Below are 18,075 nucleotides of genomic sequence, written 5' to 3' on the forward strand. Positions count from 1 at the left end.
GCGCCAGGCTCCGAACCGCTCCAGTGCCCTGGCCGTTGAACTGTCTCTTTCATCAAGCTGCAGGCAATCAGGCATGACCCTTACTCCTCAGGCTGCAATGGATCGGACGGTGGTCTCCAGACACATCGAAAACCGACATGGCTGGTCGAGGTGTCGACCGGCTCGGCATGGCGCGCGGCCGGGCGATAGCGGCGGCAATAATTGGGAGCGCAAAGGTGCGAGCCGCCCTTGATCACCTTGCGTGGAATCCTGATCTCCGGCAGCGCCGGATCATAGCTTGCGCCCTCCCGCCCGCCCCGCGGGTTCACCGGGATACAGCAGGCCTTCGCCGCGTCGGCCTCATGGCGGGCCGAATACCAATCCTCAGTCCATTCCCAGACATTGCCGATCATGTCGTGCAGGCCATAGCCGTTCGGCGGAAAGGCGGAGACCGGTGAGGTGCGCTCGAAACCGTCCTGGGCGCTGTTCTCGTGCGGGAAGTTGCCCTGCCAGGTGTTCGCCAGATGTTGGTTGCCGGGCGTGAGTTCCTCCCCCCAGGCATATTCGGCGCCGTCGAGCCCGCCGCGCGCTGCGAATTCCCATTCCGCCTCGCTCGGCAGGGCCTTGCCGGTCCAGCGCGCATAGGCTTGCGCATCGGCGAAGGTCACATGGACGACCGGATGGTTGTCGAGGGCGTTGATGTTGCTCCCGGGGCCGTAGGGGCGACGCCAGTTCGCGCCCTTCGTCAGGCTCCACCATTGGCTCCAGTCGCGCAGGTCGACCGGCCTCGCCGGCGGCGCAAAGACCAGCGACCCGGCAAAGAGCATATGCGGCAGCGTGCCGGGATAATCCTTCGGATCGGGTACGAGTTCGGCAAAGGTGACATGTCCCGTTGCCCTGACGAATTCCTTGAACTGCCGATTGGTCACCGGTGTCCGGTCCATCCAGAAGCCGTCGACGGTGACGCGATGCGCCGGAGCCTCCTCGGGGTAGTGCCGGTCCGAGCCCATGCGAAAGGTGCCGCCGGGGATGGAGATCATGCCCGGTGGCGGTGCTGTTCCTGCATTGGGGGAAACATGCGGTTGATCGCGCGGGGCCGATGGCTGTCCGTCGGCGATTTCGAGATGTCGCATGGCAGGCACTCTTTGGAGAATTGGAGCAATTCTGTTCTAGAGTCAGAGAATGACAACACGAGACAATCGCGACACTTACTTGAAGGTAATTTTTCGATATCGAATTAAACAACAGGAGAATGACAGGGAAACGACAACACAACCCACAAATGTAATCAATAACAGTAATTCAATATTATTAATTCCAATTAAAAATGGGAATAATTACTGTAGCTCACCTCATGCTAGAGCTATTTATCGAGGGTGTCTACTGTGTACGAATGAACTCCGATCACGTCTCCTTGCTCATGGCCCGGAGCCGGTTCGCAAGCCACTTGGTCAAGGCGGCCAAGCCGGTCATTGAACCTGGCCGGATGCTCTGGCGGCCGGTCTCGCGACAAGGGCGCGGCAACTGGGTCAAGACGATCCCCGGCCGGGGCTGGTTCGCCTATTTCCGCTGGTACGGTCCGACCGAGAATGTCTTCAGCAAGACCTGGACATTGCCGGATATCGAACGGCGCGGCTCACTGTCGGCCCCGGTCTTCAACGGAATGCGGATGGCGCCGCGGACATCTATTTCGGCCCACAGGCGCCGGCTGGAGCTGGATGCAGGATCCATTCGACGTGGGGCGCCCACGATAAAACAGCCAACGCAGCCGATATAGTCTCAACCTCACTTCCATGGGCGACGCGAACCGGAGAATCCTTCAATGATGGCTGAACCGGCAGGCGCTGCCACGCCATTCTTGTGGGAATTCCGAGATGGGTTTGCTGATAGACGGTGCCTGGCACGACCAATGGTACGACACCTCGTCAACCGGCGGCCGTTTTATCCGGAAGGACAGCGCATTTCGCAGCTGGGTGACACCTGACGGCTCGGCTGGCCCAAGCGGCATTGGTGGTTTTGCCGCGGAGCTTGATCGCTATCACCTCTACGTAAGCCTGGCCTGTCCTTGGGCACACCGGACCCTGATCATGCGCGCCCTGAAGGGATTGGAAGCGCTTGTTCCGATCTCGGTCGTGCACTGGCTGATGCTCGAAAGCGGCTGGACCTTCCAGGCAGGCCCCGGGGTCGTTCCAGACGCGGTCAATCACGCGCAGTATCTGCATCAGGTCTACACTGCTGCCGATCCCCACTATACCGGCCGGGTCACGGTTCCTATCCTGTGGGACAAGAAGACCGGCACCATCGTCAACAATGAATCTTCCGAGATCATTCGGATTCTGGGAACGGCGTTCGACCATCTCGGCGCAATATCCGGGGCCTACTATCCCGCGCCCCTGCACGAGGAGATCGATGCGATCAATGCGCGGGTCTATGAAACCGTCAACAACGGTGTCTATCGCGCCGGGTTTGCGACCAGCCAGGAGGCCTATGAAGAGGCGATCGGGCCCTTGTTCGAAACACTGGACCGGCTAGAGGATCGGCTGAAGGCACGGCGCTATCTGCTGGGAGACGACCTGACCGAGGCAGATATCCGCCTGTTCACCACGCTCATTCGGTTCGATCCGGTCTATGTCGGACACTTCAAGTGCAACCTCCGCCGCATCGTCGATTACCCGAACCTCTGGCGTTACACCCGTGACATCTACCACCTGCCCGGCGTTGCCGAGACGGTGAATATGCAGCACATCAAAGGCCACTATTACGAGAGCCATCGCACGATCAATCCGACCGGCATTGTCCCCCTTGGCCCAGAGATAAGCTACTGAAAGAGCACGAAAAGCCCCCGGCAACCGCGCAAGCACCGGCCTACGCCGAGGCCCGCCTCTCAGCAGCAGCCTCGGCAGACAATCATCCACCGAGCGTCATGTCCCGCCCCCTAAGGGGCAGAGAAGCGCGGCTCTCGTAACGGAATCGGGGCGGGACGCCCCGCGCGCCCGGACGAGCGCGCGGGAGAGGCAAACGAGCGTTCAGCGATCGTCGCGGTAGTCGTAGGTCGGGGCGTAATAGCGCCTGCCATAGACCGGCGCGGCATAGACGGGCCCGCCATAGACCGGCGCCGCATAGACCGGCGCGGCATAGTAGCCATTGTCGTAATAATAGGGGTCAGCGTAGGCGCGTCGGTTCGCAGCCACCGCTGCGGCTCCCAGAAGGCCGAGACCGACGGCGCCCGCCACGACCGCGCCACGGTTCGGGCCATACCAGCCGCCACGGTAGCCACGATATCCGCCGTAATAGCCGCCGCGATAACGGTATTGCGTATATTCCGCCGCTGCCTTGTCCAGCCGCGACGCGTCCACGGCCGGACGGGCTTGCCCAGCGAAGGCCGGCATGGCCGAGCCCGCCGTGACCACGCTTGCGGACGCCAGGGCGACGATGGCGGTTTTCCTGAGAGACATCATGTTCGTATCTCCTGTTTTCGGGCTCTCCTCCTCCCGAAGCTGAGGGCAGGTTCGCGCCGGCCGCTTGAATGGCGGGTGAACCAATCGCGGCCGAACTGCGGCAGCTGCCGTGAACGGACGCAGGCGACGTTCCCAAAGGCAACGCCTCATCATCAACGACGGCCGCAAGCGGTTGTTCCGGATGCCGCCGCACCTCAGAGAGCGCAAGCCCGCTTGCCCGCTTCGCGCTGGCGGCAATGGCGGGCCGGGTCACGGTCGATCCTCACGCCATCGGCGGCCGGCCGCAGGCATCGCAGGGCTCGTCAGCCTCCGCTACGATCGTTCCGTCCGAGATCAGTTCCGGCGCAGGCCGACGGTATCGGCGACGACCTTGAGGGCGTCGGCCTGCGCGTGGATCAGCGCGCTGGTCTGCTTGCTGTCGCGGATAGTGAGCGTCGCGCCCTGCCTGGCCATGAGCCTTGAAGCGCTCGTTGGAGGCCGCCTATACCGTCTCCATGACAGCCAGCAATCGCATCGTCCTCTCCAGCGACCACGCCGCCATTCCGCTCCGGCAGGCCATCGCCACCCATATCGCGGCGCATGGCTGGGTGGCGGTCGATATCGGACCGACGACGCCGGAGAGCACGCCCTATCCCAGGCATGGCGAAGCTGCGGCGCGGCTCGTCGCCTCCGGCGATTGCCGGTTCGGCATCATCCTGTGCGGCACCGGCCAGGGCATCATGATGGCGGCGAACAAGGTCAAGGGCATCCGTTGCGGCGTCTGCGCCGATACGTTCTCAGCCCGCATGATCCGCCAGCACAACGATGCCAACATGCTGTCGATCGGCGCGCGCGTGGTCGGCGACGGGCTGGCGCTCGATATCGTCGATGCGTTCCTCGCCGCCCAGTTCGAAGGCGGCCGGCACGCGACGCGGGTGGAGATGATCGAGGCGCTGGAGGGGTAGCGCCCAGAGCCGACGCGGCCACCATCCCGAACAGGGCCTCGCCTGCCCTCGTCCGCGAAAACATTTCGCTGGCAAAGCGTCCAACTTGCTGTAAAGCGCGCGGCGCGACCCTCGATGCCTCCGGGGTTCAGCGGCCACGGAGCGAGCCATGCGCATCGGCGTCATCGCGGACATACACGGCAATCTGCTGGCCCTCGAGGCGGTGCTGGACCAGCTTCAGCGCGCCGCACCCGATATCATCGTCAATCTCGGCGACTGCGCGTCCGGCCCGTTATGGCCGGCGGAAACGGTCGCGCGTCTCAAGGGTGCCGGGATGCTTCATGTCCGCGGCAACCATGACCGTGCCCTAGGCGCAGCCTCGCCCGACGGGCTCGGTCGCTCCGACCGCTTCGCCTGGGAGAGGCTCGACGCCGCCGATCGCGCCTGGTTGTCGACGCTGCCGGCAGAACATTTCGCCGCCGGCGCGCACTGCGTCCATGCCTCGCCCGGCGACGATGAAGCCTATCTGATGGAAGCCGTCGCGGGTGGCCGCCTCCTTCCCGACACGGCCGCCGCCGTCGAGGCGCGGCTGGCCGGCACAACGGCGCCGCTCCTGCTTTGCGGACACAGCCACCTGCCGCGGGTCCTGCGGCTGTCCAATGGGATGGTCGTCGTCAACCCCGGCAGTGTCGGGAACCCCGCCTATGAGGACGAGACACCGCCCGCCCATATCAGCGAGAGCGGAAGCCCGCATGCCCGCTTCGCGCTGGTGACGATCGCGGACACGATCACGGTCGAACATCACGCCATCGCCTATGACTGGGAGGCAGCCTCGGCCCAGGCCCGGCGGAATGGGCGCGACGACTGGGCCCATGCCCTGTCGACGGGCAGCGTGCGCCCGTGAGCCTCGCGATCTTCCTCACCGTGCTCGCAGCAGCGGCGATGCATGCGGGCTGGAACGCCTTCGTCAAGGTGAAGCTCGATCCGCTTCACGCCATGGCGATGATTTCGCTCGCATCCGCGGTTTTCGCCCTCCCCGCGCTCATCGTCACGGGCTGGCCGAGGCCCGAGGCCTGGCCCTGGCTCATCGCCTCGCTGATCCTGCACCTCGGCTATTATGTCGGCCTGTCCGGAGCCTATCGTCGTGCCGATATGAGCCAGATCTATCCGATGGCGCGCGGCGGGGCGCCGCTCCTGACCGCGGCGGTCGCCATGACCGTCTTCGGCGAGCACCTCGCCCTGCCACAGCTCGCCGCCATCGGCCTGCTCGGCACCGGCATCATGCTGATCTCGATCCTCGGACGCCGGCGCGGCGCTGCCTTCGATCCCGGTGCGCTCGGATTTGCAGCGCTGACCGCCGTCATGATCAGCGGCTACACCCTGGTCGACGGGCTCGGCGCACGGGCCGCCGGGGACCCTCATGCCTATTCGGCGGCGCTCTTCGTGATCAATGGCACGCCGCTGATCGCGTATATCGCCTTGCGCGGTGGACGGGACGCGCTGACCGCGATGCGGCCGTTCTGGCTGCAGGGCGCGGCCGGCGGCATCATGTCGCTCGGCGCCTACTGGATCGCGATCTGGGCGATGACGGTCGCGCCGATTCCGCTCGTCGCGGCCGTGCGCGAGAGCTCCGTGCTGTTTGCCGCCGTGATCGCCTATGTCTGGCTGAAGGAGCCGCTGCAGGCCTCGCGCCTGATCGGCTGCGGCTTCATCGTCGCTGCACTCGCGCTGATGCGGCTCGCCTGAGCTCAGCGCGCGATCGCGACTTCGGCCTCGACGAGGCCCTGGACCGTCTCGAAGAAGCCGCGCACCAGCGGAATGCGCCGGCGCTCGGCCCGGCAGGCCGCATATTCGCCGACCGCGAAATCGGCGCCGGTGATCACCAGCCGCTTCAGCGCGGGATCGGGCCGAAACTCCGCCTCGAAGATCACCCCGATGCCGAAGCCGGCGGCGACGGCCTCGCGCACCGCCTCGCGCGACTGGACCTCGAGCAGGTTCGCCGGCTTGATTCCGGCCTCGGACAGGCGGGTCTCGAAGGTCTCGCGCGTGATCGAGCCGCGTTCCCTCAAGACGATGTCCTGGCCCGCGAAGGCCTCGATCGGGATGCTGTCATGCTGCGCCAGGCGGTGTTCGCTTGCGATAAAGGCAACCAGTCGGTCCGCGCGCAGCTTCACCGTATGGAGGCGCGGATCCGAGCTCTGCCGCGCGGTGATCGCCACATCGGCGGCAAAATCCATGAGCTGGTCGACGACTTCGGAGGAATTTCCGATCGTCAGCGAGAATGTCAGGCCGGGATAGCTTTCGCGCATCCGGGCGAGCGCGGCCATGACATGGGTGGCGCTGTCGGCGGCGATGCGCAGATGGCCGCGCTGCAGCGTCCGGCTGCCGGCAAGCAGCGATTGCGCTTCGTCCTGGGCGGAAAACAGCCGGGCCGTGATGACGAAGAGGCTCTGGCCCAGCGGGGTGAGTTTCGTCTTTCGGCCGACACGATCGAATAGGCGCACGCCATAGGCGTCCTCGAGCGAGCGGACCTGCGCCGAGAGCGTCGGCTGGCTGACATGGCGCGCCTTGGCCGCACCGGTGAAGCTCTCGGCCTCCGCCACCGCGTGGAACGCCGACAACCCGGAATAGCTGATTGCCATGCCATAGATCCTTTCTATGGATCGCATGGATAGGATGTATTGGAGCTATGTCAAATCTCGCCCTACCGTTTCGCCATCGGCTGCAACGACACAAGCGAGATCGACATGGCCCAAGCCCGCCGCCCCGCCGTTTCCGAGACCGGTGATCCCCTCCTCCTGACGCCCGGACCGCTGACGACCAGCAAGGCGATCAAGGAAGCCATGGTGCATGATTGGGGCTCCCGGGACGCCACCTTCGTCGGCATCAACAAGGCCGTGATGGACGAGCTGCCGAAGGTCATCCATGGCGAGGGCGGCTTCGTCACCGTGCCGATGCAGGGCTCGGGCACCTTCGCGGTCGAAGCCATGCTGACGAGCTTCGTGCCGCGCGGCGGCAAGGCGCTGATCCTGATCAACGGCGCCTATGGCCAGCGCGCCAAGCGCATCCTCGAGATCGCCGGTCGCGATGTCGTCATCCACGAGACGGCCGAGGACATGCCGCCCGACCTCGCCGAGGTCGACCGCATGCTCGTCGCCGATGCGGCGATCAGCCATGTCTTCGTCGTCCATTGCGAAACGACCAGCGGCATCCGCAACCCGATCGAGGCCGTGGCCGCGCTGGTCAAGCGCCATGGCAGGCGCCTGCTGATCGACTCGATGAGCGCCTTCGGGGCGCTGCCGCTCGACAGCCGCGAGGTCTATTTCGACGCGGTCGCCGCCTCTTCGAACAAGTGCATCCAGGGCGTGCCCGGCCTCGGCTTCGTCATCGCCCGCCGCAGCGCGCTCGCGGAGACGAAGGGCAATGCCACCACGCTGGTGCTCGATCTCCACGATCAGCACGCCGCCTTCGAGCGTACCGGGCAGTACCGCTTCACCCCGCCGATCCATGTCATCGTCGCCTTCCATGCGGCGCTGCAGGAATTCTGGACGGAAGGCGGCGTCGCCGGACGTGGCGAGCGCTATGCCGACAATGCGCGCATCCTGATCGAGGGCATGCAGGAACTCGGCTTCCGGACGCTGCTGCCGGCGCACCAACAGGCGCCGATCATCGTCACCTTCCACATGCCGCAGGACAAGAACTTCGTCTTCCAGCGCTTCTACGACACGCTGAAGGACGCCGGCTACGTGATCTATCCGGGCAAGCTGACCGTCGCCGACAGCTTCCGTATCGGCTGCATCGGCGCGCTTGGGGCGCAGGACATGAAGGCCTTCGTCGCCACGGTCTCGGACGTGCTTGACGAGATGGGCGTCGGCCTGAAGTCGGCGGCGTGAAGGAGCAGATGATGAACATGCATTCAAAGGTCGGGTCGGATGTCGTGGCGAACGGGCGGGCCTATGCCCGGCCGCAGCGTGCGACGGTCGTGATCTGCATGGACGGCTCGGAGCCGGCCTATATCGAGGCCGCCAGCGCCAAGGGCCTGACCCCGAACCTCGACCGGATCATGCGGGCCGGCACCAGCACGCATGCCTATTCGGTGATCCCGAGCTTCACCAACCCGAACAATCTCTCGATCATCACCGGCCGCCCGCCGGCGGTCCATGGCATCGCCGGCAACTTCTTCTACGACCGCGAGGCCAAGGAAGAGGTGATGATGAACGATGCCCGTTTCCTGCGGGCGCCGACCATCCTGGCCGAGTTCCAGAAGGCCGGCTTCAAGGTCGCGATGGTGACGGCCAAGGACAAGCTGCGCACCCTGCTCGGCAAGGGGCTCGATTTCACCAGCGGCACGGCGATCGCCTTCTCCTCGGAAAAGGCCGACAAGGCCAACAACCCTGAGAACGGCATCGATCAGGTGCTCGACTTCGTCGGCATGCCGGTCCCGTCGGTCTATTCGGCGGATCTCTCCGAGTTCGTCTTCGCGGCCGGCGTCAAGCTGCTGGAGAGCTTCAAGCCGGACCTGATGTATCTCTCGACGACCGACTATGTGCAGCACAAGGCGGCGCCGGGCTCCGAGATGGCGGACGCGTTCTACGCCATGTTCGACGGCTATGTCGGCAGGCTCGATGCGCTCGGCTGCACGCTCGTCATCACCGCCGACCACGGCATGAACGACAAGCACCTGCAAAATGGCAAGCCGGACGTGGTCTATCTGCAAACGCTGATGGACGAATGGTATGGCCGGGGCACGATGCGCGTGATCCTGCCGATCACCGATCCTTACGTCGTCCATCACGGCGCGCTCGGCTCCTTCGCCACAGTCTACCTGCCCGAGGGCGCAGATCAGACCGAGGTCGCGGCCCGCATCTCCGGCATCGAAGGCATCGCACTCGCGGTCACCTCGGCCGAAGCCTGCGAGCGGTTCGAGCTGCCCGCCGACCGGATCGGCGACGTGGTCGTGGTCTCGACCCGCTCGAAGGTGATCGGCACCTCGCCGGATCGGCACGATCTCTCGGGGCTGACCGAGCCGCTGCGCTCGCATGGCGGCATCACCGAGCAGCGCGTGCCGATGATCGCCAACCGGCCGATCTCCGTGCCGGAGGGGCACACGCTCCGCAATTTCGACGTCTTCGACGTCGCCCTCAATCTGGTGAGCTGAGATGAACGCGAATGTGAATCCGCCCGTGCGCCGCGAGACGATGCGGATCGCCGGCAAGCTCGTCTCGACCGACGACATGGTCGAGGTCCGCAACCCCTATGACAATTCCGTCGTCGGCCTCGTCCCGGCGGCCCGGCCCGAGCATGTCCGCGAGGCCTTCGCCAAGGCGCGCGCCTTCAAGCCGACGCTGACCCGCTATGAGCGCCAGCAGATCCTGCAGAAGACGGCCGAGCTGCTGCGCGACCGCAAGGACCAGTTCGCCCGGCTGATCACGGCCGAAGCCGGGCTGTGCTGGAAGGATTCGCTCTACGAGGCGAGCCGGGCCTATGACGTATGGTCCTTTGCGGCCCAGCTCACCATCAAGGATGATGGCGAGATGTTCTCCTGCGACATCTCGCCGAACGGCAAGGCGCGCAAGATCTTCACGACGCGCCAGCCCCTGCTCGGCGTGATCTCGGCGATCACGCCGTTCAACCATCCGCTCAACATGGTCAGCCACAAGCTGGCGCCGGCGATCGCCACCAATAACCGGCTGGTGCTGAAGCCGACCGAGCTGACGCCGCTGACCGCGCTGGCGCTCGCCGACGTGCTCTACGAGGCCGGGCTGCCGCCCGAGATGCTCTCGGTCGTCACCGGCAACCCCTCGACCATGGGCGATGCGATGATCACCGATCCCGATGCCGATCTGGTGACCTTCACCGGCTCGGTCCGCGTCGGCAAGCACATCGCCGCCACCGCCGGCTACAAGCGCATCGTCCTCGAACTCGGCGGCAACGACCCGCTGATCGTCATGGAGGATGCCGATCTCGACAAGGCGGCCGAGCTCGCGGTTGCCGGCGCGACCAAGAATTCCGGGCAGCGCTGCACCGCGGTCAAGCGCATCCTGGTGGTCGAGAGCGTCGCCGACGCCTTCGCCAAGCTGGTCGTCGAGAAGGCGAAAAAGCTGAAATGCGGCAACCCGATGGATCCGGCAACCGATGTCGGCACCGTCATCAACGCCCGCTCGGCCGCGCTCTTCCAGGCGCGCGTCGACGACGCCGTCACGCAAGGCGCCGAGGTGCTCTACGGCCAGCGGGCCGAGGGCGCGCTGTTCCACCCGACCGTGGTCGACCGCATCCCCCATACCTGCGAGCTGGTGCATGAGGAAACCTTCGGCCCGGTGATCCCGATCATCCGCGTGCCCAACGACATCGCCGAGGTGATCGCGATCTCGAACTCGACCGCCTATGGCCTGTCCTCGGGCGTCTGCACCAACCGCTTCGACTATATCCAGCGCTTCGTCGCCGAGCTCGAGGTCGGCACCGTCAACCTCTGGGAGGTTCCCGGCTACCGCATCGAGATGTCGCCCTTCGGCGGCATCAAGGATTCAGGCCTCGGCTACAAGGAGGGCGTCGTCGAAGCCATGAAGAGCTTCACAAACGTCAAGACATGGTCCCTGCCCTGGACCGCATGACAAACAAAACCAACGCAGGCGGAGCGATCCGCCTGCGTTTTACGATCTCAGGGGAAAACGCCGAAAGAGCGCTCTAATCGATCACCACGAGGGGATGAGAAGATGAAGAACTGGCTTGCTTCCTGCGTCATCGGAGCATTCGCGCTCGCGCTACCTGGTGTCGCCCAGGCGCAGAAGACGAAGGTAACGATCTACACCGCTCTCGAGAACGACCAGCTCGGACCGTTCAAGGCCTCGATCGAGAAGGCCGTGCCGGATGCCGAGGTGGTCTGGGTCCGCGACTCCACCGGCGTCATCACCGCCCGCTTCCTCGCCGAAAAGGACAATCCGCGCGCGGATATGGTGATCGGGCTCGCGGCGTCCAGCCTGCTGATGTTCGAGAAGGCCGGGCTGCTGGAAACCTACAAGCCGGCCGGCGCCGATGCGCTGAAGCCGGTGTTCCGGGATACCAACGGCCCCTATACCTGGACCGGCATGGACGCCTATCTCGGCGTCGTCTGCTACAATACCGCCGAGGCGAAGGGCGTGCCCGTGCCGTCCTCGTGGAAGGACCTGCTCAACCCGGCTTTCAAGGGCAAGATCGTGATGCCCCATCCCGCCTCCTCCGGCACCGGCTATCTGATGGTCGCCGGCTGGCTGCAGAGCATGGGCGAGGCCGAAGGCTGGAAGTTCATGGACGGGCTGCACGAGAATATCGGCGCCTATCTCCATTCGGGCTCGGCGCCCTGCGTGCAGGCAGCCCGCGGCGAGCGCACCATTGGCCTCGCGCTCGACATGCGCGGCGCCTCCGAGAAAACCAAGGGCGCGCCGATCGAGGTCGTGATCCCGAAGGAGGGCGTGGGCTGGGAAATGGAAGCCAGCGCCATCGTCAAGGGTAGCAAGAACCTCGCCGTCTCCAAGAAGATCGCCGACTGGTCGACGACCAAGGAGGCGAACGAGCTTTACTCGAAGACCTATGCCATCGTGGCTGCACCGGGCGTCGAGAACAAGCCGACCAACTATCCCGCCAATGCAGAGGCGGGGATGATCAAGAACGACCTGGCCTGGATGGCCGACAACCGCGAGCGCGTGCTCGCCGAATGGTCGAAGCGCTACGAGTCCAAGTCAGCGCCGAAGAACTGAGTCTTTGCCATGCCGCCGGCCCGCGCAAGCGGCTGGCGGCATGGTCCGTGCAAGACGCCAAGTGAGCGGCTTCGCCGTTGCCCGCGAGCCTGATCACTGCCCGTTCAGATGAAGGTCGGCATCATGTCCACGACTTCGCCTCCATTCCTCTCGATCCGCGATCTCGCCAAGAATTACGGCGCGTTCCGGGCGCTGCACGATATCGATCTCGACATCCGCCGCGGCGAGTTCGTCTGCTTTCTCGGACCGTCCGGCTGCGGCAAGACGACATTGCTGCGGGCCATCGCCGGCCTCGACCAGCAGGATGGCGGCACCATCCTGATGGGCGGGCGCGACGTGTCGCGGGCCAGCCCGTCGGAGCGTGATTTCGGCATCGTCTTCCAGTCCTACGCGCTCTTCCCCAATCTCACCGTCACCGACAATATCGGCTACGGCCTCGTCAACCGCCGTCGCTCGTCGACCGAGATCGCCCGCCGCGTCGAGGAGCTGCTGACGCTCGTCGGCCTGCCCGAGCAGGGCAAGAAATACCCGGTCCAGCTTTCGGGCGGGCAGCAGCAGCGCGTGGCGCTGGCGCGCGCGCTTGCCACCTCGCCGGAGCTGCTGCTGCTCGACGAACCGCTTTCGGCCCTCGACGCCAAGGTCCGGGTGCGCCTGCGCGACGAAATGCGCTCGCTGCAGCAGCGGCTCGGCGTGACCACGATCATGGTGACGCATGACCAGGAGGAGGCGCTCGCGATGGCCGACCGCATCGTCGTGATGCGGGACGGTGAAGTCGAGCAGGTCGGCACGCCAGAAGAGATCTACCGGCGCCCCGCCACGCCCTTCGTCGCCGATTTCGTCGGGCACATGACCTTCATGGATGCGATCGTGACCGGGCCGGGCCGGGTCCGTGTCGATGAGCTCGACCTGCTCGTCGCCAATGCGGCCCCCTTCGCCGTGGGAACGCCGGTGCGCCTGGCGATGCGGCCGGAAGAGGTTCGCACCCGCAGCATCGGCGAGGATACGCCCAACCGCTTCGAAGCGCGGATCGGGGACCTGTCCTTCCTCGGTTCCTATTGCCGGGCGCATCTGGAGCCGACCAGCTCCCGTTCGACCCGGATCGCGGCCGATTTCTCGGCCAATGCGATGCGCGATCTCGGCATCACGACGGGACAGGTCCGCGCCGTCGCCTTTCCGCCCGAGGCCTTGCATGTCTTTGCGGGAGGCGCACGATGAGCGACCTCGCACCGCGGCTGACGATGGTCGATGCATCCGTGAAGATATCGCCAGTACGGATCAGCGAGCGCCATGTCGCCGCGGTCCTGATCGTCGCGCTCTGCGCGGTTTTGGTCCTGATCATCGCCCTTCCCCTCTGGGCGCTCCTTTCCAAGAGTCTCGAGGACACGCACGGGCGCTTCGTCGGCCTGGCGAATTTCGTCAGCTATGCGACGACGCCGACACTGTTCTTCTCGCTGCTCAACAGCCTCGCGGTCGCCAGTGCGACCACGGTGATCGTGGTGCCGCTCGCTTTTCTCTACGCCTATGCGCTGCGCCGCAGCTGCATTCCGGGCAAGGGCGTCTTCTATGCGGCGGCGATGATCCCGGTCTTCGCGCCGTCCCTGCTGTCGGGCCTCGCGCTGATCTATGTCTTCGGCAACCAGGGGCTGCTCAAGTCCTGGATGATGGGCGCCTCGCTCTACGGCCCGGTCGGCATCGTCGCGGCCGAAGCGCTCTACAGCTTTCCGCACGCCATGCTGATCCTCGTCACGGCGCTCGCCCTTTCGGACGGACGGCTGCGCGAGGCGGCGGAGGCGATGGGCACCTCGCGCTGGCGCATTTTCCGGACGATCACCCTTCCCGGCGCGCGCTATGGCGTGATCAGCGCCGTCTTCGTCGTCTTCACGCTGGTCATCACCGATTTCGGCATTCCCAAGGTGATCGGCGGACAGTTCAACGTGCTGGCGACCGATGCCTACAAGCAGGTCGTCGGCCAGCAGAATTTCCCGATGGGCGCCGTGGTCGGCATCATCCTGCTGGTGCCGGCGGTGCTTGCCTTCTTCGTGGACCGCGTGGTGCAACGGCGCCAGGGCGCCATGCTCTCGGCCCGCGCCGTCCCCTATGTGCCGCGGCGTGACCCGCGCCGCGATCTCGCCCTGCTCGGCTTCGTCGCTGTGATCGCCTTCGCGATCGTCAGCCCCTACGCGATCGCCTTCTGGGGCTCCTTCGTCAAATACTGGCCCTATAACCTGTCGCTGACGCTGAGCAATTACGACTTCGCCGCCGTCGAGCCCGATGGCTGGAAGACCTATGGCAACTCGTTGCTGCTCGCGTCCCTGACGGCGGTGATCGGCACGACGCTGATCTTCACCGGCGCCTATCTGATCGAGAAGGTGAAGCTCTACCCGCGGCTGCGCGCCTTCGCCCAGTTCCTGGCGATGCTGCCCATGGCCGTGCCCGGCCTGGTGCTCGGCCTCGGCTATGTCTTCTTCTTCAATGCGGGCTGGAATCCGCTCGGCTTCCTCTACGGGACGCTGACGATCCTCGTGATCAACACCATCGCCCATTTCTACACGGTCGGGCACATCACGGCGCTGACGAGCCTGAAGCAGCTAGACAGCGAGTTCGAGTCGGTTTCAGCCTCGCTCAAAGTGCCGTTCTGGTCGACATTCCGCCGGGTGACCGCGCCGATCTGCATGCCCGCGATCCTCGACATCGCGGTCTATGTCTTCGTCAACGCACTGACCACGGTCTCGGCCGTGATCTTCCTCTATGGCGCCGACACCAAGCTCGCCTCCATTGCGATCGTCCATATGGATGAGGCGGGCGCCATGGCGTCAGCGGCCGGCATGGCGAGCATCATCATGTTCACGGCCATTGCCGTGAAACTCGCCCATGCCGGCCTCGACCGCCTGGTCTTCGGCCGCCTGCAGCACTGGCGGCAACGCTAGATCATCGGACCGGATATCGAATCCGGTCCGATGCTCCAGCCTTCTGTGGCGCATCGGCTTTACCGAAAACCGCAACCCACTTTTCGGGCCGATGCTTTAGCGGCGCGCGGGAGAACGTGACCATGTCAGCGCAGACGCCGACCCAGATCCTGCTTGCGCTCGCCGGCGAGGTCGCCCTGCTGCTCTGGAGCGTGCAGCTGGTGACGGCGGGCGTATCGGCCGCCTTCGGCAGCCGCTTGCGCGCGCTGCTGGCGACAGGTCTCGACAGTCGCTGGCGGGCCTTCGGCGCGGGGCTCATGGTGACGGCTGGCCTGCAATCCAGCACGGCGACCGCGATGATGATCGCCTCGTTCTCCGGTGCCGGCCTGATCGCGCTGGCGCCGGCCCTGGCGATGATGCTCGGCGCCAATGTCGGGACGACGCTGATCGTGCAGCTCGTCGGCTTCGACACCAGCATGATGGTGCCGCTCCTGCTCCTCGTCGGCTATCTCGGCATGCGCCGTTTTGGCCGGTTGGCCGCCAATGAAATGGCGAAGGCGCTGTTCGGGCTGGGCCTGATGCTGCTGTCCCTGCGCCTGATGCAGGCCACCATGGCGCCGGTCGAGCACTCGCAGGTACTGCGCACGGTTCTCGGTGCGCTCTCGGACGATCCGCTGATCGCCCTGCTCCTGGCTGCGGTGCTCAGCTTTGCCGCCCATTCCTCGCTTGCCGCGATTCTGGTCGTGATGAGCCTCGCTGCGACCGGGGTCGTGGGAACCCAGACCATGCTGGCGATGGTGCTGGGCTGCAATCTCGGCACGGCGCTCAATCCGCTGGTCCAGGCCATGAACGGCAATGCCGCGGCCAAACGCGTGCCGGTGGGCAACCTCGCCAACCGCATCCTGGGCTGCGCCGCCGGCCTGCTGCTCCTGCCCGTGCTGACACCGGTCGTGGAGCGGTTCGCGAGCCATCCCGCGCAATCTGCGGCGCTGTTCCACCTTGCCTTCAACATCGTGATGGCTGTGCTCTTCCTTGTGCCGCTGCCGGCCTTCGCGCGCGTTCTGACGCGGCTGTTTCCCGATCCCGCGCCGGAGGCCGACCCAGCGCGCCCGCGCTATCTCGACACTGCTGCGCTCACCACACCGACGCTCGCGCTCGCCAATGCGACCCGTGAAGTGCTGCATATGGCCGATGTCGTCGACGGGATGCTGAAGACGTCGCTGATGGCGTTCGAGGGCGACGATCCGGCCCGTGTGGCCGAGGTCAGCCGGGCCGACGACGTGCTCGACAACCTCTATAATCAGATCCAGCTCTATGTCGGCGCGATCGCGCATGAGACGCTGTCGCAGGCCGACGAGCACCGGCTCTCGGAGGTGCTCACATTGGCGATCAATCTCGAGCATATCGGCGACATCATCGAGAAGAACCTGATGCAGATGGCCGGCAAACGCATCCGCGACCAGCGGCGGTTGCCCGAGGATGCGCTTGCCCGCATTGCCGAGACGCATGACCGGTTGCGGGACCATCTGCGCCTGGCGCTCACGGTCTTCATCTCGCAGGACGAAGCCACCGCGCGCCGGATCGTGCGCGAGAAGGAAACTTTTCGCGAGCTGGAGCGAGGGGCGATCGAGGCCCATCTCGCCGAGATGCGCACCGGCAGCCGCGAGGCCGTGATCGTCAGCGCCCTGCAGCTTGATATCGCGCGCGATCTGAAGCGCATCGACGCCCATATCGCCGCCACCGTGCACGGGCTTCTCGAACAGAGGGGAGCGCTGATGGGAAGCCGCCTGATGCGGGCGGCCGAGTGACGGCAGGCTGAGTGAAAGCAGGCGGCTAGCACGTGCGCCCTGCCCGATCGGGCGCCGGTTTGGTCTGCCTGTCGAATGCGACGACGCCGTGCCGGCTCAGGCGGCGTCCGCGCCTGGGCGGCCCGTCAGCCGCCCGGGTCCGCCGTCAGGCTGCTCCGGCAGCATGAGCGCGCGCCCGCCTTCGGCGATCCGTTCCGCCGCCGAGACCGTGTTCACCAGCAGCATGGTGACCGTCATCGGACCGACGCCGCCCGGAACCGGCGTGATGTAGGACGCCCTTTCCCTGACGGCGTCGAAATCGACATCGCCCTGCAGCCTGCCCTGCGGATCCCGGTTGATCCCGACATCGATCACGACCGCTCCGGTACGAACCATCTGCGCACCGATCAGCCTGGGCACCCCGGCCGCCACGATCAGGATGTCCGCCAGAATGGTGTACTGGGCGAGATCGCGTGTCTTGGCATGACAGACCGAGACGGTCGCGTCGCGCGCCATCATCATCAGGGCCATCGGCTTGCCCACGATGTTGCTGGCTCCGACGATCGTGACATTGCGGCCTTCGACCGGAATCCCGGCATGATCGAGCATCCGCATCACGCCATAGGGCGTGCAGGGCGAGAAGATCGTCCGGCCGACGACCAGGCCGCCGACATTGTAGAGATGGAAGCCATCGACGTCCTTGTGGACCGAGATCGCCCGCAAGACCGCCTGGATATCATGGTGCGGCGGCAGCGGCAGCTGAACGAGAATGCCGTGGACATCAGGAGAGCGGTTCAGGCGCTCGATCTCAGCGATGAGGTCCTGCGCCGCAATTCCGGGATCGAGCGTGACGAGGGTGGACCTGATGCCGACCTCGGCGCAGGCGCGGATCTTATTCTCGACATAGACGCGAGAGGCGGGATTCCCACCGACAAGGATCACCACCAGATGCGGCACGATTCCGGCCTTGGCGGTAAGCTCAGCCACCCGCAGGGCGGTATCAGCCCGGATGTCGCGCGCGATCTCCCGGCCATCGAGGATGCGGGCGCTCACAGGATGCTCCGGCTGCTGGCCGCGCTGCGGAGCGGCGGGGTGCCAGGGCTTGCCAGCATGCGGGCGCTCCTAAGGCATCGGCCCGAAAAGTGGATTGCGGTTTTCGGGACAAAGCCGATGCGAACACAGATGATCTGGCGCAATTCCCGCAAGACCGGGGAGCGGCCTTGCCTCCGAAATTGCGTGAAGACGAAGGGATAAGGGATTGCAGGTGAATCCGATTTTCATCGGAAGAG

The 18,075-nt window shown here is 65.4% G+C and carries 15 protein-coding genes; 11 read left to right on the forward strand and 4 right to left on the reverse strand.

Features of this window, described 5'->3' with window-relative positions; genetic code table 11:
* Nucleotides 1-80: 80 nt before the first annotated feature.
* Entirely contained in the window at nt 81-1,019 is a 939-nt protein-coding gene (locus tag BIWAKO_RS29615) for a formylglycine-generating enzyme family protein (RefSeq protein ID WP_069881692.1), read from the reverse strand.
* An 834-nt stretch (nt 1,020-1,853) separates the two neighbouring features.
* Here BIWAKO_RS29615 and BIWAKO_RS29625 point away from each other — a divergent pair.
* The gene (locus BIWAKO_RS29625) at nt 1,854-2,804 is read left to right on the forward strand and encodes a glutathione S-transferase family protein (RefSeq protein ID WP_069881694.1); all 951 of its coding nucleotides are present in this window, start codon (nt 1,854-1,856) and stop codon (nt 2,802-2,804) included.
* 201 nt (nt 2,805-3,005) lie between these two features.
* On the opposite strand, the gene BIWAKO_RS29630 is transcribed toward BIWAKO_RS29625, so the two are convergent.
* Nucleotides 3,006-3,437, reverse strand: a complete 432-nt coding sequence (locus BIWAKO_RS29630) for a hypothetical protein (protein ID WP_244523583.1) — start codon at nt 3,435-3,437, stop codon at nt 3,006-3,008.
* 494 nt (nt 3,438-3,931) lie between these two features.
* Between BIWAKO_RS29630 and rpiB the strand changes: the two genes are divergently transcribed.
* From rpiB to BIWAKO_RS29645, 3 genes are all read left to right on the forward strand, one after another.
* Nucleotides 3,932-4,381 carry a ribose 5-phosphate isomerase B gene (gene rpiB, locus BIWAKO_RS29635; protein ID WP_069882913.1) on the forward strand — a complete coding sequence of 150 codons (450 nt, stop codon included), beginning with the start codon at nt 3,932-3,934 and terminating at the stop codon, nt 4,379-4,381.
* A gap of 148 nt (nt 4,382-4,529) precedes the next feature.
* Entirely contained in the window at nt 4,530-5,264 is a 735-nt protein-coding gene (locus BIWAKO_RS29640; RefSeq protein WP_069881695.1) for a metallophosphoesterase family protein, read from the forward strand.
* Nucleotides 5,261-6,106, forward strand: coding sequence for an EamA family transporter (locus BIWAKO_RS29645; RefSeq protein WP_141740288.1), 846 nt, complete (start codon nt 5,261-5,263; stop codon nt 6,104-6,106). The genes BIWAKO_RS29640 and BIWAKO_RS29645 overlap by 4 nt, the downstream gene beginning before the upstream one ends.
* A gap of 2 nt (nt 6,107-6,108) precedes the next feature.
* Here the strand turns inward: BIWAKO_RS29645 and BIWAKO_RS29650 are convergent, their stop codons facing one another.
* Nucleotides 6,109-7,002, reverse strand: a complete 894-nt coding sequence (locus tag BIWAKO_RS29650) for a LysR substrate-binding domain-containing protein (RefSeq protein ID WP_176733440.1) — start codon at nt 7,000-7,002, stop codon at nt 6,109-6,111.
* A gap of 105 nt (nt 7,003-7,107) precedes the next feature.
* Between BIWAKO_RS29650 and BIWAKO_RS29655 the strand changes: the two genes are divergently transcribed.
* The 7 genes from BIWAKO_RS29655 to BIWAKO_RS29685 all read left to right on the forward strand — a co-directional run bounded on the left by BIWAKO_RS29655 (nt 7,108) and on the right by BIWAKO_RS29685 (nt 16,807).
* Nucleotides 7,108-8,253, forward strand: a complete 1,146-nt coding sequence (locus BIWAKO_RS29655; protein WP_069882916.1) for a 2-aminoethylphosphonate--pyruvate transaminase — start codon at nt 7,108-7,110, stop codon at nt 8,251-8,253.
* A gap of 11 nt (nt 8,254-8,264) precedes the next feature.
* Entirely contained in the window at nt 8,265-9,518 is a 1,254-nt protein-coding gene (gene phnA, locus BIWAKO_RS29660; protein WP_069882917.1) for a phosphonoacetate hydrolase, read from the forward strand.
* A 1-nt stretch (nt 9,519) separates the two neighbouring features.
* Nucleotides 9,520-10,971, forward strand: a complete 1,452-nt coding sequence (phnY, locus tag BIWAKO_RS29665) for a phosphonoacetaldehyde dehydrogenase (RefSeq protein ID WP_069881696.1) — start codon at nt 9,520-9,522, stop codon at nt 10,969-10,971.
* Nucleotides 10,972-11,073: 102 nt separating this feature from the next.
* Nucleotides 11,074-12,093, forward strand: coding sequence for a putative 2-aminoethylphosphonate ABC transporter substrate-binding protein (locus tag BIWAKO_RS29670; protein WP_069881697.1), 1,020 nt, complete (start codon nt 11,074-11,076; stop codon nt 12,091-12,093).
* 123 nt (nt 12,094-12,216) lie between these two features.
* A complete protein-coding gene (locus BIWAKO_RS29675) occupies nt 12,217-13,308 on the forward strand; it encodes a putative 2-aminoethylphosphonate ABC transporter ATP-binding protein (RefSeq protein ID WP_069882918.1) in 1,092 nt (363 codons plus the stop codon).
* Nucleotides 13,305-15,020 carry a putative 2-aminoethylphosphonate ABC transporter permease subunit gene (locus BIWAKO_RS29680; protein WP_074471634.1) on the forward strand — a complete coding sequence of 572 codons (1,716 nt, stop codon included), beginning with the start codon at nt 13,305-13,307 and terminating at the stop codon, nt 15,018-15,020. Before BIWAKO_RS29675 ends, BIWAKO_RS29680 begins: the two co-directional genes overlap by 4 nt.
* A 122-nt stretch (nt 15,021-15,142) precedes the next feature.
* Nucleotides 15,143-16,807, forward strand: a complete 1,665-nt coding sequence (locus tag BIWAKO_RS29685; protein ID WP_069881698.1) for a Na/Pi cotransporter family protein — start codon at nt 15,143-15,145, stop codon at nt 16,805-16,807.
* 96 nt (nt 16,808-16,903) lie between these two features.
* Here the strand turns inward: BIWAKO_RS29685 and BIWAKO_RS29690 are convergent, their stop codons facing one another.
* Entirely contained in the window at nt 16,904-17,839 is a 936-nt protein-coding gene (locus BIWAKO_RS29690; RefSeq protein WP_069881699.1) for a bifunctional 5,10-methylenetetrahydrofolate dehydrogenase/5,10-methenyltetrahydrofolate cyclohydrolase, read from the reverse strand.
* Nucleotides 17,840-18,075: the final 236 nt, after the last annotated feature.

The organism is Bosea sp. BIWAKO-01 (assembly GCF_001748145.1).
Taxonomy (GTDB): Bacteria; Pseudomonadota; Alphaproteobacteria; order Rhizobiales; family Beijerinckiaceae; genus Allobosea.